This window comes from Vibrio sp. 10N.261.51.C6, from assembly GCF_041471785.1.
In the GTDB taxonomy this organism is placed as follows: Bacteria; Pseudomonadota; Gammaproteobacteria; order Enterobacterales; family Vibrionaceae; genus Vibrio; species Vibrio crassostreae_C.
On record NZ_JBFRPB010000007.1, the window covers coordinates 108,747 to 128,955 of the forward strand.

The 20,209-nt window shown below is 45.8% G+C and carries 17 protein-coding genes; 10 read left to right on the forward strand and 7 right to left on the reverse strand.

The annotated features are described in order from the left end of the window. The first annotated feature begins 11 nt into the window (after nucleotides 1-11). The 4 genes from accC (at nucleotide 12) to fis (ending at nucleotide 3,842) form a co-directional block, all read left to right on the forward strand. Nucleotides 12-1,355, forward strand: a complete 1,344-nt coding sequence (gene accC, locus AB4375_RS01415; RefSeq protein WP_017062706.1) for an acetyl-CoA carboxylase biotin carboxylase subunit — start codon at nucleotides 12-14, stop codon at nucleotides 1,353-1,355. Nucleotides 1,356-1,525: 170 nt separating this feature from the next. Continuing rightward, nucleotides 1,526-2,413: a 50S ribosomal protein L11 methyltransferase gene (gene prmA, locus AB4375_RS01420; RefSeq protein WP_017055901.1), complete on the forward strand. Its 888-nt coding sequence runs from the start codon at nucleotides 1,526-1,528 to the stop codon at nucleotides 2,411-2,413. A gap of 140 nt (nucleotides 2,414-2,553) precedes the next feature. Then, nucleotides 2,554-3,522 (forward strand): tRNA dihydrouridine synthase DusB, encoded by a 969-nt coding sequence (gene dusB, locus AB4375_RS01425; protein WP_032546269.1) that lies wholly within the window; start codon nucleotides 2,554-2,556, stop codon nucleotides 3,520-3,522. Nucleotides 3,523-3,545: 23 nt separating this feature from the next. Beyond that, the gene (fis, locus tag AB4375_RS01430; RefSeq protein ID WP_004729744.1) at nucleotides 3,546-3,842 is read left to right on the forward strand and encodes a DNA-binding transcriptional regulator Fis; all 297 of its coding nucleotides are present in this window, start codon (nucleotides 3,546-3,548) and stop codon (nucleotides 3,840-3,842) included. A gap of 88 nt (nucleotides 3,843-3,930) precedes the next feature. On the opposite strand, the gene zntR is transcribed toward fis, so the two are convergent. After that, nucleotides 3,931-4,371 carry a Zn(2+)-responsive transcriptional regulator gene (gene zntR, locus AB4375_RS01435; RefSeq protein WP_048612394.1) on the reverse strand — a complete coding sequence of 147 codons (441 nt, stop codon included), beginning with the start codon at nucleotides 4,369-4,371 and terminating at the stop codon, nucleotides 3,931-3,933. Between the two features lie 325 nt (nucleotides 4,372-4,696). Here zntR and purH point away from each other — a divergent pair, with 325 nt between their 5' ends. Together purH and purD are read left to right on the forward strand one after the other, a co-directional pair. Then, entirely contained in the window at nucleotides 4,697-6,289 is a 1,593-nt protein-coding gene (gene purH / locus AB4375_RS01440) for a bifunctional phosphoribosylaminoimidazolecarboxamide formyltransferase/IMP cyclohydrolase (protein ID WP_136977503.1), read from the forward strand. Between the two features lie 214 nt (nucleotides 6,290-6,503). After that, nucleotides 6,504-7,793 carry a phosphoribosylamine--glycine ligase gene (gene purD / locus AB4375_RS01445; RefSeq protein WP_017062702.1) on the forward strand — a complete coding sequence of 430 codons (1,290 nt, stop codon included), beginning with the start codon at nucleotides 6,504-6,506 and terminating at the stop codon, nucleotides 7,791-7,793. A 181-nt stretch (nucleotides 7,794-7,974) separates the two neighbouring features. Here purD and AB4375_RS01450 read toward each other — a convergent pair whose 3' ends face one another. Both AB4375_RS01450 and hupA read right to left on the reverse strand, forming a co-directional pair. After that, nucleotides 7,975-8,673 (reverse strand): DUF1481 domain-containing protein, encoded by a 699-nt coding sequence (locus AB4375_RS01450; RefSeq protein WP_137001879.1) that lies wholly within the window; start codon nucleotides 8,671-8,673, stop codon nucleotides 7,975-7,977. A 47-nt stretch (nucleotides 8,674-8,720) separates the two neighbouring features. Then, nucleotides 8,721-8,993 (reverse strand): nucleoid-associated protein HU-alpha, encoded by a 273-nt coding sequence (gene hupA / locus AB4375_RS01455; protein ID WP_004729753.1) that lies wholly within the window; start codon nucleotides 8,991-8,993, stop codon nucleotides 8,721-8,723. A 270-nt stretch (nucleotides 8,994-9,263) separates the two neighbouring features. On the opposite strand from hupA, the gene AB4375_RS01460 reads away from it, so the two are divergent. Continuing rightward, nucleotides 9,264-10,400: a CNNM domain-containing protein gene (locus tag AB4375_RS01460; protein ID WP_372050895.1), complete on the forward strand. Its 1,137-nt coding sequence runs from the start codon at nucleotides 9,264-9,266 to the stop codon at nucleotides 10,398-10,400. Nucleotides 10,401-10,503: 103 nt separating this feature from the next. Here the strand turns inward: AB4375_RS01460 and AB4375_RS01465 are convergent, their stop codons facing one another. Beyond that, nucleotides 10,504-11,091, reverse strand: a complete 588-nt coding sequence (locus AB4375_RS01465) for a YjaG family protein (protein ID WP_017062699.1) — start codon at nucleotides 11,089-11,091, stop codon at nucleotides 10,504-10,506. A gap of 71 nt (nucleotides 11,092-11,162) precedes the next feature. Here AB4375_RS01465 and AB4375_RS01470 point away from each other — a divergent pair, with 71 nt between their 5' ends. Next, nucleotides 11,163-12,089, forward strand: a complete 927-nt coding sequence (locus AB4375_RS01470; protein WP_372050896.1) for a D-2-hydroxyacid dehydrogenase — start codon at nucleotides 11,163-11,165, stop codon at nucleotides 12,087-12,089. Then, nucleotides 12,089-12,682, forward strand: a complete 594-nt coding sequence (locus AB4375_RS01475) for a uracil-DNA glycosylase family protein (RefSeq protein WP_372050897.1) — start codon at nucleotides 12,089-12,091, stop codon at nucleotides 12,680-12,682. Before AB4375_RS01470 ends, AB4375_RS01475 begins: the two co-directional genes overlap by 1 nt. Nucleotides 12,683-12,785: 103 nt before the next feature. Here the strand turns inward: AB4375_RS01475 and hemE are convergent, their stop codons facing one another. Further along, nucleotides 12,786-13,853 carry a uroporphyrinogen decarboxylase gene (gene hemE / locus AB4375_RS01480; protein ID WP_017060530.1) on the reverse strand — a complete coding sequence of 356 codons (1,068 nt, stop codon included), beginning with the start codon at nucleotides 13,851-13,853 and terminating at the stop codon, nucleotides 12,786-12,788. Nucleotides 13,854-14,152: 299 nt separating this feature from the next. After that, nucleotides 14,153-14,962: an NAD(+) diphosphatase gene (gene nudC / locus AB4375_RS01485; RefSeq protein WP_017068864.1), complete on the reverse strand. Its 810-nt coding sequence runs from the start codon at nucleotides 14,960-14,962 to the stop codon at nucleotides 14,153-14,155. A 165-nt stretch (nucleotides 14,963-15,127) separates the two neighbouring features. Between nudC and AB4375_RS01490 the strand changes: the two genes are divergently transcribed. Beyond that, nucleotides 15,128-15,625 (forward strand): Rsd/AlgQ family anti-sigma factor, encoded by a 498-nt coding sequence (locus AB4375_RS01490; protein ID WP_032546263.1) that lies wholly within the window; start codon nucleotides 15,128-15,130, stop codon nucleotides 15,623-15,625. 330 nt (nucleotides 15,626-15,955) lie between these two features. Here AB4375_RS01490 and rpoC read toward each other — a convergent pair whose 3' ends face one another. After that, on the reverse strand, nucleotides 15,956-20,158 hold the full coding sequence (gene rpoC / locus AB4375_RS01495; protein WP_017068865.1) for a DNA-directed RNA polymerase subunit beta': 4,203 nt from the start codon (nucleotides 20,156-20,158) through the stop codon (nucleotides 15,956-15,958). Between the last annotated feature and the right edge of the window lie 51 nt (nucleotides 20,159-20,209).

The window sequence follows — 20,209 nt, forward strand, 5'->3', positions numbered from 1 at the left end:
GAGCACTCATTATGTTAGATAAATTAGTAATCGCGAACCGTGGTGAGATTGCACTACGTATTCTGCGTGCATGTAAAGAGCTTGGCATTAAAACGGTAGCGGTTCACTCAACTGCTGACCGTGATCTTAAGCACGTACTGCTTGCAGACGAAACCATTTGTATCGGTCCAGCTCGTGGTATCGATAGCTACCTAAACATCCCTCGTATCATCAGCGCAGCTGAAGTTACAGGTGCAGTAGCTGTTCACCCTGGCTACGGCTTCCTATCTGAAAATGCAGACTTTGCAGAACAGGTAGAGCGCAGTGGCTTTATCTTCGTTGGCCCTAAAGCTGAAACCATTCGCATGATGGGTGACAAAGTGTCAGCTATCACGTCAATGAAGAAAGCTGGCGTACCTTGTGTACCAGGTTCTGACGGCCCTCTTGACGACGACGAAGCAAAAAACAAAGCGCACGCTAAACGCATTGGCTTCCCAGTTATCATCAAGGCATCTGGCGGCGGCGGCGGTCGTGGTATGCGTGTTGTTCGTTCTGAAGCAGAATTAACAGAAGCTATCGCGATGACTCGTGCTGAAGCAAAAGCATGTTTCAACAACGACATGGTTTACATGGAGAAATTCCTAGAAAACCCACGTCACATTGAAGTACAAGTGCTTGCAGATGGCCAAGGTAATGCTATCCACCTAGGTGAGCGTGACTGTTCAATGCAACGTCGTCACCAGAAAGTTGTGGAAGAAGCGCCAGCTCCAGGTATCACTGAAGAGATGCGTAAGTACATTGGCGAACGTTGTACTCGTGCATGTATTGAGATCGGTTACCGCGGTGCAGGTACATTTGAATTCCTATACGAGAACGGTGAATTCTACTTCATCGAAATGAACACTCGTATCCAGGTTGAACACACGATTACTGAAATGGTAACGGGTATCGACCTAGTGAAAGAACAGCTACGTATTGCAGCTGGTCAGCCTCTATCATTCACTCAGGATGACATTAAGCTGCGTGGCCACTCAATCGAATGTCGTATCAATGCTGAAGATCCAGTTCGTTTCCTACCTTCACCAGGTAAGATTGAACGTTTCCACGCACCAGGCGGCATGGGCGTACGTTGGGAATCTCACATCTACACGGGTTACACAGTGCCACCACACTACGATTCAATGATTGGTAAGCTGATCACTTACGGTGAGAACCGTGATGTTGCTATCGCTCGTATGAAGAACGCATTGGGTGAAATGATTGTTGAAGGTATTAACGTTAATACTGAGCTTCAACTGTCTATTATGAACGACGAAAACTTCCAACACGGTGGTGCAAACATCCACTACCTTGAGAAGAAACTTGGTTTGTCATAATCCGTTCGTTTAAGAACAGTCAAAATGCTCACTTCGGTGAGCATTTTTGTTTTTGAACCGCCGAAAAAATCAATCTTTAATCCCCATTATATTCCGTGGGGTTTTGGTGAATTTGCTCATATTTTCTGCTAGACTCGCCATCCAATTTTTCTCATATAGAAGATGCAGCCATGCCTTGGATTCAAATCAAGCTTAATGCTACCAATGAAAATGCCGAACAAATCGGCGACATGTTAATGGAAGAGACTGGTGCTCTTTCTGTAACTTTCCTGGATGCACAAGATACCCCTGTATTTGAGCCTCTGCCAGGCGAAACTCGCCTTTGGGGTGATACTGACATTCTCGCGCTTTACGACGCTGAGACTGATACTGGTGTCGTTCTAGCGCAGATTAAAGCAAGCAACATGTTCCCTGCAGACTTTGCTCATAAAGTAGAGCAAATTGAAGACAAGGATTGGGAGCGTGAATGGATGGACAACTTCCACCCAATGAAGTTTGGTGAGCGTTTATGGATCTGCCCTAGCTGGCGCGATATCCCTGAACCTGACGCTGTTAACGTAATGCTAGACCCTGGCCTTGCATTTGGTACAGGTACTCACCCGACAACGGCATTGTGTCTTGAGTGGCTTGAAGGCTTAGACCTTGCAGGCAAAACCGTGATCGACTTCGGTTGTGGCTCAGGCATCCTAGCGATCGCTGCGATCAAACTAGGCGCAGCAAAAGTTATCGGGATCGACATTGATCCTCAAGCTCTGCTTGCATCAAAAGACAACGCACAACGCAATGGCGTTGCTGAGCAACTAGAGGTGTTCTTGCCACAAGATCAACCGGAAGGTTTGCTAGCAGACGTTGTTGTCGCCAACATTCTTGCGGGTCCATTACGCGACCTTTCTGGCATCATCAAGGGCCTAGTTAAGCCAAATGGTGTACTTGCGATGTCGGGTGTTTTAGATACACAAGCAGAAGATGTTGCCACTTATTATCGTGATGAGCTTCACATTGATCCGATCATCGAACAACAAGAATGGTGTCGAATCTCAGGTCGCAAGCAAGGCTAGACAAGACTTTGGGTGCTAATTGACTGAAATTTAAACAAATTACAAAAACAAATTGTAAATGCTCAAATATTAGTCTTTTCACGCAGCGAAAAAATGCGTAAAATGCGCGCCCTTGCTGGTACAGAACTGTGATGACATTTTTGAAAATCGGAAATTATCAACTTAAGAACAATCTAATCGTCGCTCCTATGGCTGGCGTAACGGATAGACCATTCCGTGAGTTGTGTCTTCGCTACGGTGCGGGGATGGCAGTCAGTGAAATGATGTCCTCCAATCCGAAAGTTTGGAAAACGTCAAAGTCTCAGCAGCGTATGGTACATGAAGGCGAATCGGGCATTCGTTCAGTACAAATCGCTGGTGCAGATCCACAGCTTATGGCCGAGGCTGCTCAATTTAATGTCGATAACGGTGCGCAAATCATCGATATCAACATGGGTTGTCCAGCCAAAAAAGTGAATAAGAAGCTTGCGGGCTCAGCCTTACTGCAGCATCCAGAACTCATTGAAGACATTCTGAAAGCGGTGGTCAATGCTGTCGACGTTCCAGTAACGTTGAAAACGCGCACAGGCTGGGATACAGACAATAGAAACTGTGTCCAAATCGCGAAAATAGCCGAAGACTGCGGCATACAAGCTCTTGCGCTCCATGGAAGAACTCGCGCTTGTATGTACAAAGGTGAGGCAGAATACAAACACATTAAAGCAGCGAAACAAGCAGTATCTATTCCGGTTATCGCTAACGGTGATATCGATAGTCCGGAAAAAGCGAAGTTTGTGCTGGAGTACACCGGCGCTGATGCTTTAATGATAGGTCGACCTGCCCAAGGACGTCCTTGGATTTTTAACGAAATCCTACACTATTTGGAAAACGGCACCACGATGGACCCACTCCCGATTTCGGAAGTGAAAGACATCATGCTTGGTCATGTGCACGCTCTACATGAATTTTATGGAGAGTTTTTAGGCCCTCGCATCGCTCGTAAGCATGTGGGTTGGTATCTAAAAGAACATGAACAAGCGAGTGAGTTTCGCCGTACCTTCAACGCATTCGAAGCAGGTGATCTGCAGCTTGAAGCGCTAGAAGGTTTTTTTGATAACGTTGCACCATAATTACGAGAAGAGCTAGACCGAATATGTTCGAACAAAATCTGACTTCAGAAGCATTGACAGTAACTACAGTTACATCACAAGACCAAATCACGCAGAAGCCACTACGTGACTCAGTTAAAGCATCATTGAAAAATTACCTTGCTCAATTAAACGGTCAAGAAGTCAGCGAGTTATACGAATTAGTATTAGCTGAAGTTGAACAGCCACTACTAGACACTATCATGCAGTACACTCGCGGTAACCAAACTCGCGCAGCAACCATGATGGGTATTAACCGCGGTACTCTTCGCAAGAAACTTAAAAAATACGGCATGAACTAATCGTTCTTTCGTAATTTATTGAATTGAAAGCCAAGCTCATTGTTGAGTTTGGCTTTTTTTTGGCTTGTCGATCCATGATAGTCGCTGATTACTCTCCAGTGCGACAGCAGCGACCTTTGTCGACGTTTGCTGAGTCCAAGGCTGCTAGAATCGAACAATGGCTTGCATCATCGTCTACGTGACCACAACACGCATCATTAATCTTTTTAAGTGCGGTGCGAATCTTAGTTAACTCGGTAATCTTCTCATCAATCATCTCTAGTTTTGCTGAGGTAATCGACTTCACTTCAGCGCAACTGTGCTGTGTGGCCTCGAGGCGAATCTCAAGCAATTCTTTAATCTCGTCCAAACTCAGCCCCAACGCTTTAGATTTGAGAATAAACGTCACCTGTTTCTGGTTATTTTCATCATATAGGCGATAGCCCGACTCACTGCGACTGGCTGGCGCGATCAGGTTATTCTTCTCATAAAATCGCAAGGTATCGGCTGTCACACCGCATCGCTTCGCTAATTCACCGATCTGAAACATGTTTTTTCCTACTGTTTCGTCCATTCCACAATTAACCTTATCGTTACTTTTCAGGCTGAAATGGCACTTTTCATAATTAATTTTGAGATGCCAAACGATTGCGCGAGCTTTTTTGTAATAAATTAGTTAGAATCTGCGCCATCAAATTTGGAGTTGGTTATCTTATAGCTTAATCATAAGACTAACCCAAAAGGTCTTTACCAAAACTGGCCAATATTTTATCTCTTACTGGTATCTAAGATAATCCACGCTAAGAAGATAGAAACAAGTTCTTTTTTGGCAAATATCTTTATTTTAACCCCATGAATTTGAGGAAGATGGAAGCATGAATAACGCTCGTCCAATTCGCCGCGCTCTAATCAGCGTATCAGACAAAACTGGTATCGTTGAATTTGCACAAGCTCTTGCTAACCGTGGTGTAGATATCCTATCTACCGGTGGCACTGCTCGCCTGCTTGCTGAAAAAGGCATCTCTGTTACAGAAGTATCTGACTACACTGGTTTCCCAGAAATGATGGATGGCCGTGTTAAGACTCTGCACCCAAAAGTTCATGGTGGTGTTCTAGGCCGTCGTGGCCAAGATGATGACGTGATGGAAACTCACGGTATCAACCCTATCGATATGGTTGTTGTAAACCTATACCCATTCGCAGAAACCGTTGCTAAAGAAGGTTGTACCCTTGCTGATGCTGTTGAGAACATCGACATCGGCGGCCCTACAATGGTTCGCTCTGCAGCGAAAAACCACAAAGACGTAACGATCGTTGTTAACGCACACGACTACGAGCGCGTTGTGGCTGAAATGGACGCGAACGAGCAATCTCTAACCCTAGAGACTCGCTTCGACCTCGCTATCGCGGCATTTGAGCACACGGCCTCTTACGACGGCATGATCGCTAACTACTTCGGCACTATGGTTCCTAGCTACGGCGCGAACAAGGAAGGCGATGAAGAGAGCAAATTCCCTCGCACGTTCAACCAACAGTTCGAGAAAAAGCAAGACATGCGCTACGGTGAGAACAGCCACCAGGCAGCCGCATTCTACGTTGAAGCAAACCCTGAAGAAGCATCAGTTTCTACAGCTCGCCAGATTCAAGGTAAAGCCCTTTCTTACAACAACATCGCTGACACCGACGCAGCACTTGAGTGTGTGAAAGAGTTCGACCAGCCAGCATGTGTGATCGTTAAGCACGCTAACCCATGTGGTGTTGCACTAGGTGAAGACATCCTAGAAGCTTACGACCGTGCATTCAAAACAGACCCAACTTCTGCATTTGGCGGCATCATCGCTTTCAACCGTGAGCTAGACGCTGCAACAGCAACGGCTATCACTGAGCGTCAATTCGTTGAAGTTATCATTGCACCATCAGTTTCTGCTGAAGCAGTAGCAATCGTAGCGGCTAAGAAAAACCTTCGCCTACTTGAGTGTGGTGAGTGGACAACGAAGACAACTGGCTTTGACGTTAAACGCGTTAACGGTGGTTTGCTAGTTCAAGACCGCGACCAAGGCATGGTGTCTGAAGATGACCTTAAAGTGGTTTCTAAGCGCCAACCTACAGCTGAAGAATTGAAAGATGCTCTATTCTGCTGGAAAGTAGCGAAATACGTTAAATCTAACGCTATCGTTTACTCGAAAGGCGACATGACAATTGGTGTTGGCGCTGGCCAAATGAGCCGTGTTTACTCTGCGAAAATCGCAGGCATCAAAGCTGCAGACGAAGGTCTACAGGTTGAAGGCTGTGTGATGGCATCAGATGCATTCTTCCCATTCCGTGACGGTATCGACGCGGCTGCAGAGGCTGGCATCAAGTGTGTTATCCAACCGGGCGGCTCTATGCGTGATGACGAAGTTATCGCAGCAGCAGACGAACACGGCATGGCGATGATCTTTACGGGCATGCGTCACTTCCGCCACTAATCAGAATAGGCTCTAGGTTTTCCTAGAGCCTTTTTTATTCGTTTAACCGTTCATTAATGTTGGCGTTTTACTCATCAACGTTAATAGAAATTTTAATTTTTAGAGCAAAATCAGATTGCCTAGTTCAAGGAAAACACGCGGAGCTTATGACTATAAGTGAGCATGTTTGACGCCGAAATAGGTAATCTGATGAAGCTATCAAAGGTAAAATAAAATGAATGTATTAATTATTGGTGCCGGCGGTCGTGAGCATGCACTAGGTTGGAAAGCAGCACAAAACCCAAACGTTGAAACAGTATTCATCGCTCCAGGTAACGCAGGTACTGCACTTGAGCCAAAACTAGAGAACGTAAACATCGGCGTTGAAGACATCGCTGGTTTAGTCGCGTTTGCTCAAGATAAAAAAATCGAACTGACTATCGTGGGCCCTGAAGCACCATTGGTTATCGGTGTGGTTGATGCATTCCGCGAAGTAGGTTTGCCAATCTTCGGCCCTACTCAAGCTGCAGCACAGCTTGAAGGCTCTAAAGCATTCACTAAAGACTTCCTAGCTCGTCATGATATCCCAACAGGTTACTACTCAAACTTCACTGAGATTGAGCCAGCTATCGCTTACGTTCGCGAGCAAGGCGCTCCTATCGTAGTGAAAGCTGACGGTCTTGCGGCAGGTAAAGGCGTTATCGTTGCGATGACCCTTGAAGAAGCAGAAGACGCAATCAAAGACATGCTAGCGGGCAACGCCTTTGGCGAAGCAGGCAGCCGCGTTGTTATCGAAGAGTTCCTCGAAGGCGAAGAAGCAAGCTTCATCGTAATGGTTGACGGCTCTAGCGTGCTTCCTATGGCCACCAGCCAAGATCACAAACGTGTTGGCGACAAAGACACTGGGCCGAACACGGGCGGCATGGGTGCTTACTCTCCTGCGCCGGTTGTAACTCCAGAAATCCACAACCGTATCCTTGAGGAAGTTATCTACCCAACGGTACGTGGTATGGACGCAGAAGGCGCACCTTACACAGGTTTCCTTTACGCTGGCCTAATGATCGATGCTGACGGCACACCTAAAGTTATCGAATACAACTGCCGCTTTGGCGACCCTGAAACGCAACCTATCATGATGCGTATGGAGTCAGACCTTGTTGAACTTTGCCTAATGGCTATCGACGAGAAGCTCGACGAAGCAGAATCGAAGTGGGATCCACGCGCTTCTATCGGTGTTGTTCTTGCGGCTGGCGGTTACCCTGCTGACTACGCAAAAGGTGACGTTATTTCACTACCAACAAGCGAAGTTGAAGGCCAAAAGGTTTTCCACGCGGGTACGACAAATAATGAAGCTGGCGACGTTGTGACAAACGGCGGTCGTGTACTTTGTGCAACAGCACTGGGCAATACGGTTTCTGAGGCTCAAGAGCGCGCTTACGCGTTGACGAAGCAAGTTAGCTGGAATGGTATGTTCCACCGCAATGATATTGGTTACCGTGCGATTGCGCGCGAGCAAGAGCAGTAATCAATCTGGTTACTCGCTTACTTTTCATAATAGTAAGCAAATGACAGTAAGCGAATAACAACAAAAGGCGCCTCAATAGGCGCCTTTTTATTACTCAATCTTTCTAGGAATCCGCGTCTGTACAGACAAATCAGCACTTGGCCTACAGTAGGCCAAATACTCTCAATCCTTTGATTACTCGCTATTCTTTCAACAATGATGGCCTAACGACACAATCATGGCTGTCTTCAGCTAGCATCAGTAACTCTTCCACGCTCATCTTACCGAGTAAGTCACTGCCAAGAAACGCCGCATAGCTTTCCACAGACGCCAATCGGTCAATCACGAAGCCTGGCAAGGTCTGGTTAAATTCAATGCGATCAAACTCACCACCAGCGCACGTTTTAAAAGAGCTGCCATTCCAGTAACCCTGAATCAGCCTAAGCCCTTCATCATGCTGCTTCGTTGTGGTCTCTAGAACCGACGTCGCTTCTTTCTGATAGTTTTCAAGCTGCTTGGCTTGGATAGGTAAGATTTTGCTATCAATACGATACTGTTGATACACAGCTTCGCCTGACTTATTGAAACGCACATGGACTCGATAGGGAACCAGCTCATTAGAAGAGTTACGCTGCTCGCCTTCACGAATGAATTCACGAAGCACGCCTTCTGACCAAGCATAATCAGTTTGGTACCAGCCGTAATCGCCGACAGTGACGTAGTCAGCTGAAGTATGAGGTTGTGTTAGCTTGTTTGTAACCCAGTAGAAACTCGTCGCGTCGCCCATGACTTGGCCGCCAGTGTGAGTTTCAAATTGCTCTAGGTTTTTGCGAGGGCTTGTTGAAGAACAGCCAATAAGAAATGTAGATAATAGTGAAACGAGAAGAAATGCTTTTTTCATAAAAACCTGTACCGAGGTGGAATACGACTACCTCGGTACAGTTTAGATTATTTCACTGAATCTTTCAGCGCTTTACCTGCAACAAATGCTGGAACATTTGCAGCAGCGATTTGGATCTCATCACCAGTTTTTGGGTTACGACCAGTGCGAGCTGCACGGTGGTTTACTTTAAAAGTACCAAAACCAATTAGCTGAACTTGATCGCCATCTTTAAGAGCATCTGTAACACCGCCAAGAGTCGCTTCTAGAGCAGCTTTAGCTTGTGCTTTAGAAAGGTCCGCTTTTTCAGCAATAAAGTCGATTAATTGAGTCTTGTTCATTTTAGGTTTCCCTTCTTTGTATTTTTGAATTCAATTCACTCTAAAACATAAATGCCCCATCTGGCAAAGGTTTGTCGTCGATCTTTAGCTCTAATGCCGTAGTTTTAGCCATAATATGAGTAATAACTCACAATTTGTTACTGATTTTATTAAGCAAGCCCTTGTTTAAAAGGGGCTGAGAGCAAAATTAATGATGACCTAGCCACTACTTTTTCACTATAATCCACGCTGAATCGCTGCTAAAGCGTACAATTTAATTTAAGGGCAAACATGCTGCTGCTATCTATTTACGTCTCCATTGCTATTGGAGTTTCTTTCATTTGTTCTGTTTTGGAAGCTGTACTTTTGAGTATTAGTCCGAGCTACATTGCTCAACTAAAACAAAATGGACACCCTGCAGCAGAGTCTTTAGACAAACTGAAAACAGATATTGACCGCCCGCTTGCGTCAATTTTAACGCTCAACACCATCGCCCATACTATCGGTGCTGCGACAGCAGGTGCACAAGCGGCTGTCGTTTTTGGTAGCCAATGGTTAGGTGTCTTCTCTGCCGTGCTAACGCTAGGTATCTTGGTATTATCTGAGATTGTTCCAAAGACCATTGGTGCAACCTACTGGCGTCAACTTGCTCCTGCTTCGGCAAGCGTGCTTCGTTGGATGGTGTTCTTCCTAACACCGTTTGTCTGGTTCTCAGAACAGATCACCAAACGTCTTGCTCGTGGCCACCAAGCACCAAAAATGCGTGATGAGTTATCTGCAATGGCGATTTTGGCAAAAGAGAGCGGTGAATTTGCAGAAGGCGAGTCAAAAATCCTGAGCAACCTACTGGGTATTCAAGATGTACCCGTGACTCAGGTAATGACGCCGCGCCCAGTGGTATTCCGTGTTGATGCGGAAATGAGTGTGAATACGTTCCTAGAACAACATAAAGACACGCCATTCTCACGTCCGCTGGTTTACAGCGAGCAGAGTGACAACATCATCGGTTTTGTTCACCGCTTAGAGCTGTTTAGATTGCAGCAAGCCGGTTGTGGTGAGAAAGCTTTGGGTGAAGTAATGCGCCCTATCCACGTGTTGCTGAACAACATGGGCTTGGCTAAGGCCTTTGACCAGATGATGGCAAACCGCCTGCAACTGTCTTTAATTGTGGACGAATACGGCACTATTCAGGGCATCATCACCCTAGAAGACATCTTTGAGCACCTAGTGGGCGAAGAGATTGTCGACGAAGCGGATAAGACGACTGACATGCAAGAACTGGCGTTCCAACGCTGGGAGAAGTGGAAAGAGACACACGGTGTTATCGAAAACCGCGATGACGAGGACGAGGAAGAAACTCCAGCAGACAACGACTCTTCAGATGCAAAATCAACGAATGACGACGACGCATCAAAAGACAAAGTGTAGAACGAAGACAAAAAGACGCTTAATCTAAATTTGATACCGTCAGATACAACAAAGGCTCCCTAGGGAGCCTTTGTTTTTATTCGTACCTTGGTGCAATTGCGAATTATAGCGCAACACCAATGTTACTGACTGGGTCTTCACGCAGTTCGTGGCGTAGGTCTTTGATCAACTCTAAGTCACGCTCAGTCGTTTCACGTAAAGGTCGGAAAATGGCCCACTGAACGTCCCACTCTTCACATACCGCTTCGTTTTCTTTCTGGTTTTCGTTCGTCACTTCTTCAGCGCCTTGAGCAAACTCAAGCTCAGCAACCGTCTTCACCGATTGTTGACTCACTTTAATTACCGCTTCCAACATATGTTCACGGTCAAGCAGACCATGAATTAGCGTTGCTAGGCCTTGGCATGCGTCCATTGCTGGGTAAACACCATAAAAATCAAAATCATCACCGCTAGGGAATAGCTCTTCAACCTTCTCAAGTTGACGCTCAAAGTTCACCTTTGCTGTTTTAACCGTCAGGATTTCCCAAATGCTATCCAAAACATCACGATAGATTCGAGCTTCCGCAAATTCTGTATTCTCACAAAACATGGCATAGTTAGGGTACATACGCTCACATAGACACGCCATAAAGGTAATTTGTTGCCAAGGTTCTAACTTTTCAAGACGAACCTGCAGTGGATTCTGAAGCATAGTCACTCAATAATTGCAGAAAAAGACAGCGAAAGTGTACTTGATAAACCCTGGGGGGAAAAGGTAAGCCGATGAACAATTTTACGAATAAGCTCTATATTCTTACTGAGCATGACGATACCTATACGCAACTGATTCTAAACCAGGATTTACCCGACCTAGAAATCACTCAAAACCCCAAATCAGCACAGATTGTCTTGGCGTCACCACCTCTAATCGCAGAGCGCCTCGGCGAGTTTAAAGAGCTAGACTGGGTACAGAGTACCTATGCCGGAACCAATAAACTCACTCAGCCAGATCTGCGTCAGGACTATACGCTAACCAACGTCAAAGGCATCTTTGGTCCGGCTATCGCAGAATACGTATTGGGTTACACAATCAGTCACTGTAGACACTTCCCTCATTACCACCAGCATCAACAACAACGAAACTGGCAGCCACAGCTTTATACTAGCCTAACTGACAAAACTATGGTGATTTTAGGAACAGGTTCAATCGGCAGTCATTTGGCAAAAACCGCGGCGGCTTTTGGTATTCATACCATAGGTGTCAACCGTACCGGCATCCCATCCAAACAAGAAACCTTTAAAGAGACTTTCCACATCAATGAGATAGAGGCTGCCCTTAAGCAGGCCGATATTGTGGTCAACACCTTGCCATCAACCGCTGAAACCTATCAGCTGTTGAACCAAACCACGTTAGGTTACTGCTCTAATGTGTTGCTGTTTAATGTCGGTCGAGGGGAAAGCATCGACAATAAAGCCTTGTTGCTCGCCATAAAAAACAGATGGGTAGAACACGCATTTTTAGATGTGTTTGAAAGTGAACCCCTCTCTCAGGAACATCCTTTCTGGAAACTACCGCAAGTCACCATCACTCCACACATCGCTGCACTCAGTGAGCCAAGACAAGTAGTCGAGATCTTCGCAGAGAATTACAAACAGTGGCGAGATGGCTTTACACTTAATCATGTCATCGATTTTGATAAAGGTTACTGATGTCCTCTTCGTTACTTAAAGAGATTCGACAATGCCGAGCTTGTGAGCCTCACCTATCACACGGTGCCAACCCGGTGATTCAAGCGCATCCAAACGCGCGCTTGCTGATCATAGGTCAAGCGCCGGGTATCAAGGTGCATGAGTCGTCGATCCCTTGGAATGACGCCAGTGGCGAACGATTAAGAGGATGGTTAGGGATAGATAGCGATACTTTTTACGACGAGCAAAAAGTCGCGATTGTGCCTATGGGGTTTTGTTATCCGGGGAAAGGGAAAAGTGGTGATCTTCCACCACGCAAAGAGTGCGCGGAGCTTTGGCACAACAAAGTGCTGCAATCTCTACCCAATGTTCAAATGACACTGCTGATTGGCCAGTACGCACAAAACCATTACCTAACAAACAAAACCACCAGCACATTGACCGAAATCGTGCGTGATTGGCAAAGGTGGGCGCCTGAGCTTTTTCCATTACCCCACCCTTCGCCACGCAATAATATCTGGCTCAAGAAGAACCCTTGGTTTGAAAATGAAGTCATTCCTTATATCAGGAAACACATCTCAGAGCATTTGCCCTACCATGATCCAAATGCCTGATTAACTGCACACAATAAGATTAAACCGCCATCAAATGCCAATTTCAGACAATAAAAAAGCGCTGTTGGTTTCCCAACAGCGCTTTCAATAATCTTACTCAGAATTACTTGTGGTAAGGCTTAGACAATTCGTGAACAGCGTCAACGAATACACCAGCATTCTCTGGCGGTACATCTAAGTGGATACCGTGGCCTAGGTTAAATACATGACCTGTACCACCGTCACCGAAGCCTTCAAGGATGCTGCCCACTTCTTCGCGAATACGTTCAGGTTGAGCGTAAAGCATTGAAGGATCCATGTTACCTTGCAGAGCAACTTTGTCGCCGATGCGAGCTTTTGCATCTGCGATGTTGATTGTCCAGTCTAGACCAACCGCATCACAACCTGTTGCTGCGATAGACTCAAGCCACATGCCGCCGTTCTTAGTGAACAGAGTAACCGGTACTCGACGACCTTCGTTTTCACGGATTAGGCCATCAACGATTTTGTGCATGTATTGCAGTGAGAATAGGTTGTAGTCACGAGGAGTCAGTACACCACCCCATGTATCAAATACCATTACCGATTGAGCACCCGCTTTAATTTGCGCGTTCAAGTATTCGATAACACTGTCAGCCAGCTTGTCTAGAAGCAGGTGCAGCGTTTGTGGTTCTGCGTACATCATCTTCTTGATCTTAGTGAATGCTTTAGAGCTTCCACCTTCAACCATGTATGTCGCTAGAGTCCATGGGCTACCAGAGAAACCAATCAGTGGCACTTCGCCTTTCAGGTCTTTACGGATCTGACGAACGGCATTCATTACGTATTGAAGCTCACCTTCTGGATCTGGTAGGCCAATCTTCTCTACGTCAGCTTTACACGTGATAGGACGCTCAAATTTAGGGCCTTCACCTGTTTCAAAGTACAAACCTAAGCCCATTGCATCAGGGATAGTTAGGATGTCTGAGAACAAGATTGCCGCATCAAGCGGGAAACGACGTAAAGGTTGAAGTGTTACTTCGGATGCCAGTTCCGCGTTTTTGCACAAAGACATGAAATCGCCCGCTTCAGCGCGCGTTGCTTTGTACTCAGGAAGATAGCGGCCAGCTTGGCGCATCATCCATACCGGTGTGTAATCAACAGGCTGTTTTAAAAGTGCGCGTAAATAGCGATCGTTTTTTAATTCGGTCATTCCGTTAAATTCCAATTCAATCTTGTCTAGTTTTGATGGCAAGTATTCTAACACTGATTGAAGGGTAAAAGCTGTGTGCTTTGCAACCTAGATCAAGTTATTAACTTTTAAATCAATGCTTAATTTGCACCCAATTACGGGAGCATGTTAAAAATTTGTTCGCTAGCGAAAATTACAATTATAACATCTGAGTAGTCACTACTCAGCATCTCATAACGACATCTTACTTACCCCCTCCACTTGTGGAGGGTTTTTTTTCGCTTTTGACCACCCATAGGCCAAATACTATTACAGGCAAATTAGTGCTCTAGCATCTGCTCCGTCACACCATCTTTCATCACGTCATCAACGGTTTTCTCAATCAACTGTCTCGCAATGGTTCCAACAGGAGCAACATCAGGTAGGCTTGTTACGTCAAACCATTGAGCATCCGATAGCTCGCTGTAGTCAGGCTTGAGCGTACCACCAGCATAATCTGCAAGAAAGCCCATCATCATACTTGATGGAAACGCCCATGGCTGGCTGCCAAAATAACGAATATTATCGACATCGATACCCGTTTCTTCTTTGACTTCTCTTGCCACACACTGCTCTAAGGTTTCTCCGACCTCTAGGAAGCCCGCTATCACGGTATACATGCCTGTTTTATGTCTTGGGTGCTGTGCAAGCAATATCTTGTTGTCGTTTCGTACAGCGACAATGATGCACGGGAAGATACGGGGGTAGTGAAGCGTGCGGCAATCTCCACACTGCATCGCCACCTGGTTATGATTGAGATGATTTCGACCACCACACTGAGGGCAAAAACGCATACTTTGAGTCATATGCCCATATTGGATGGCTTTGCTTGCAGTCAAGAAACTCTCTTCGGGCCAGTGTAGTAACTCTCTTAGGCTGACCATGCTCAGCTCATTCTCCACATCACAATCGTTGAGCCAATACACCTTGCGACCTTGATGCTGACCAATACAGATTGCATGCTCCACACTCAGCCCAAGCTCTTCAGCAGAGCCAAACGGAAACTGATCATTATTAACCCAAATATCACTACCAGAAACGACGCACCAATAAGCTTGCTCTGTCATTTTGTTATCACTTTTTTTTAACATCCCTATGCCTCATTGCTTGCAGTTCGTTCATTTTACTGGCAATCTAATTTCATACTAGAGTTGTAGCAGAGAATATTTCAAGCTATTACTTTTAGTAGCTACCAATAAAACGGACCCTGCTTAGGCAATTACTTGATCACAAGGTTGTGATCAGATCATGAGGACATGGTCATGCTAAATAAATTCAAACAAATACAAGAACAATGGGGTGGCTCTAATGAGGTCATCGATCATTGGCTCGAAACTCGACAGTCTCTAATCGTTGAGTATTGTAAGCTAGGTGCCCTGCAGCCAGCTAGCAACGGGCAATCAAACGTTGTTGAACTCCCTTCCCCTAAAGAAATAAGCTCATTCTGTGATCATGTTGTCGATTATATCTCAGAGGGTCATTTTAAGATCTACGATATGGTCATGAAAAAATGGCAAGCAACAGGCTTTAAAACCAATGACGAGATTGATACAACTTACGCGAAGATCGTACTTACAACCGAGCCGCTTCTAGAATTCAATGATAAGTACGTTAAAGTAAATGCAGACGATGAGTTGCCTAACTTCGAAGGAGATATGTCCAAAGTAGGTGAACTACTCGAACTACGTTTTGAAGTAGAAGATAATCTTATCCAGCTTATTGCAGACAGTTTAGCGATTCCACCAGGCGCTTAGTTAGCCGAATCCTTAATAAGCTTGCCTCTGTGCAAGCTTTTTGTTTTGTCTATAAGGTTATCCAAACTACCCAGAACCTTTCAGACAGAGCTTACTCGCTCGCCCTGACCTTTAGCCATAAGCATATGGTTACAGCCCTAATCAGCCTAGTCATCTCTACCCTTTATCTTACTGGCCTCAAAGAGCACTCTTCAGGACATAAATCCAACCTCACCAGCTAGATAAGCACACCTATCACTTTATAAGTCATAGCTAAATACCAATACGCCAGATACAAAAAAGGCACCCGAAGGTGCCTTTTTCTTATCTCTTAGAGACTACTCGTAGAGCTTACTCTTCTGAAGAGAAACCAGCGTTTAGAAGTGCTGCTAGATTGTCAGTAGCTTGTTCAGCTGAAGGACCTTCTTGCTCTTCTTCACGTTGTTTTTGACGCTCTTGGTGGTATGCGAAACCAGTACCAGCTGGGATCAGACGACCAACAATTACGTTCTCTTTCAGACCGCGAAGGTCATCACGCTTACCAGAAACCGCAGCTTCTGTTAGTACGCGAGTCGTTTCTTGGAACGATGCAGCTGAGATGAATGACTCAGTTGCAAGAGATGCTTTAGTAATACCTAGTAGATCACGTTCGAAACGTACTAGTTCTTTACCTTCAGCTTCTAGCTTACGGTTAGCAATCTTAACATTGTGGTACTCAACTTGTTCGCCAGGTAGGAACGGAGAGTCACCAGAATGAGTGATTGTACACTTACGTAGCATTTGACGAACGATAGTCTCGATGTGCTTATCGTTAATCTTTACGCCTTGTAAGCGGTAAACTTCTTGAACTTCGTTCGCGATGTACTGAGTTACTGCGTGGATACCACGTAGACGCAGGATATCGTGTGGAGTTTCAGGACCGTCGGCGATTACATCACCACGTTCAATCTTCTCACCTTCGAACACGTTCAATTGACGATGCTTAGGAATCATCTCTTCGTAAGCGTCACCGCCTTCACGAGTGATTACTAGACGACGCTTACCTTTCGTTTCTTTACCGAAAGACACAGTACCTGTGTGCTCAGCAAGGATCGCAGGCTCTTTAGGCTTACGAGCTTCGAATAGGTCAGCTACGCGTGGTAGACCACCGGTGATATCTTTGTTTCCGCTCGATTTTTGAGGGATACGAGATAGTGTGTCACCAATGCCAACTTCAGCGCCATCTTCGATGTTTACAATCGCTTTGCCAGGTAGGAAGTAGTGAGCTGGCATCTCTGTACCAGGGATCATTACGTCGTTACCTTGCTCATCAACAAGTTTGATAGCTGGACGCATATCTTTACCTGCTGCTGGGCGAGCTGCTGCGTCTGTAACTTCACTTGAAGAAAGACCCGTTAGATCGTCAGTTTGACGAGAAACTGTAATACCATCGATCATATCTACGAATTGGATACGACCTGCCACTTCAGTGATGATTGGCATGGTATGCGCTTCCCAGTTAGCTACAACTTCACCAGCAGTAACTGCTGCGTTGTCGCCTTTGGTTAGCATCGAACCGTAAGGAAGTTTGTGCTTCTCTTTAGTACGGCCGAATTCATCAATAATCGTCATCTCAGATGCACGAGAAGTGATAACCAGTTTCTTATCTTTGTTAACTACGAACTTAGCATTGTGAAGTTTCACAGTACCAGTTGTCTTAGCTTGGATGCTGTTCTCTGCTGCTGCAGTAGATGCCGCACCACCGATGTGGAACGTACGCATCGTTAGCTGTGTACCCGGTTCACCGATAGATTGTGCAGCGATAACACCAACTGCTTCACCTTGGTTCACTAGGTGACCACGTGCTAGGTCACGACCGTAACACTGTGCACAACAACCGAAGTCTGCATCACAGGTAACAACAGAGCGCACTTTCATGCTATCTACTGAGTTGTCTTCCATGATTTGACACCACTTCTCATCAATCAGAGTATTACGTGGAATCAGTACATCTTCAGTACCAGGCTTAAGAACGTCTTCAGCTACTACACGACCTAGAGCAAGCTCAGAAAGTGCAACTTTAACGTCACCACCTTCGATGTGAGGCATCATGTCGATACCTTCATGCGTGCCACAGTCATGTTCGTGTACTACAACGTCTTGAGCAACGTCTACTAGACGGCGAGTTAGGTAACCCGAGTTTGCTGTTTTCAGTGCTGTATCCGCAAGACCCTTACGAGCACCGTGCGTTGAGATAAAGTACTGAAGGACGTTTAGACCTTCTTTAAAGTTCGCTGTGATCGGCGTTTCGATGATTGAACCATCTGGACGCGCCATCAGACCACGCATACCTGCTAGCTGACGAATCTGAGCTGCAGAACCACGTGCGCCCGAGTCGGCCATCATGTAGATGCTGTTGAACGATTCTTGCTGTTCTTCTTCGCCGTCACGGTTGATAACTGTTTCAGAAGATAGGTTGTCCATCATTGCTTTCGCAACGCGGTCATTCGTAGATGCCCAGATATCGATAACTTTGTTGTAACGCTCACCCGCAGTAACAAGACCAGATTGGAATTGCTCTTGGATTTCGCGAACTTCTTCTTCAGCAGATTCAATTTCATCGTATTTCGCTTGAGGTACAACCATATCGTCGATACCTACAGAAACACCAGAAAGTGCAGCGTATGCAAAACCTGCGTACATGATTTGGTCAGCAAATACTACTGTATCTTTTAGACCAAGCTTACGGTAACACTCGTTAAGAAGAGTAGAGATCTGCTTCTTACCTAACTTTTGGTTAACGATGCTGTACGGTAGGCCAGCTGGAACGATTTGCCATAGCATTGCACGGCCGACAGTTGTATCAACCATCTTCGTTTCAGTAGTGCTGTTACCATCTTCGTCTACTACAGTCTCGGTGATACGTACTTTAACGCGAGCGTGTAGCTCAGCAGTCTTAGTACGGTATGCCTTTTCAGCCTCAGCAGGGCCAGCAAGGTACATACCTTCGCCTTTCACGTTGATCTTGTCACGTGTCATGTAGTAAAGACCCAATACAACGTCCTGAGAAGGTACGATGATCGGATCACCTGACGCTGGCGACAGAATGTTATTCGTCGACATCATCAGTGTACGTGCTTCAAGCTGTGCTTCTAGAGTTAGAGGCACGTGTACCGCCATTTGGTCACCATCGAAGTCGGCGTTGTATGCCGCACACACTAGTGGGTGAAGCTGAATCGCTTTACCTTCGATTAGTACTGGTTCAAACGCTTGGATACCTAGACGGTGAAGTGTAGGTGCACGGTTAAGCAATACTGGGTGTTCGCGGATTACTTCGTCCAGGATATCCCAAACGATAGCTTCTTCGCGCTCTACCATCTTCTTAGCAGCTTTGATTGTCGTAGCCATGCCACGAGTTTCTAGCTTGCTGTAGATGAACGGCTTAAATAGCTCAAGTGCCATCTTCTTAGGAAGACCACACTGATGTAGACGAAGGTATGGACCTACTGTGATTACAGAACGGCCAGAGTAGTCTACACGTTTACCTAGAAGGTTCTGACGGAAACGACCTTGTTTACCCTTGATCATATCAGCAAGAGATTTCAGAGGACGCTTGTTAGAACCAGTGATAGCACGACCACGACGACCGTTATCTAGAAGTGCATCAACAGACTCTTGCAGCATACGCTTTTCGTTACGTACGATGATGTCCGGAGCAGCTAGCTCTAGAAGACGCTTCAAACGGTTGTTACGGTTGATCACACGACGGTAAAGGTCGTTCAGATCTGAAGTCGCAAAACGACCGCCATCTAGTGGTACTAGAGGACGTAGATCTGGCGGCAGAACCGGAAGTACAGTCAGAATCATCCATTGCGGATCGTTACCCGATGCAATGAACGCTTCAACTAGCTTCAGGCGCTTAGTAACTTTTTTACGCTTAGTTTCTGAGTTAGTCGTTTCTAACTCTTCGCGCATTTCTTCCACTTCTTGATGAAGGTCCATTGTTGCAAGCAGATCTTTGATCGCTTCAGCACCCATCTTAGCAGTAAATTCGTCACCCCACTCTTCTAGACGATCCAGATACTCTTCTTCAGTAAGCATCTGAGATTTTTCTAGATCAGTCATACCTGGTTCAGTTACTACGTACATCTCGAAGTAAAGAACACGTTCGATATCACGTAGAGGGATATCCATTAGTAGACCGATACGAGACGGCAGTGATTTTAGGAACCAGATGTGAGCAACTGGTGAAGCTAGCTCGATGTGGCCCATGCGGTCACGACGAACTTTAGTTTGTGTAACTTCAACGCCACACTTCTCACAGATAACACCACGGTGCTTCAGGCGCTTGTATTTGCCACAAAGACATTCGTAGTCTTTAACTGGACCAAAAATACGTGCACAGAACAGACCATCACGTTCAGGTTTGAACGTACGATAGTTAATTGTTTCCGGCTTTTTAACTTCACCAAAAGACCATGAACGGATCATGTCTGGTGAAGATAGACCGATTTTGATTGCATCAAATTCTTCGGTCTTATGCTGTGCTTTTAGAAAGTTTAATAAGTCTTTCACATTCAGCTCCTGTAAGGAGTTAAAGGAGCTCACTGCTGTAGCAAGCTCCCT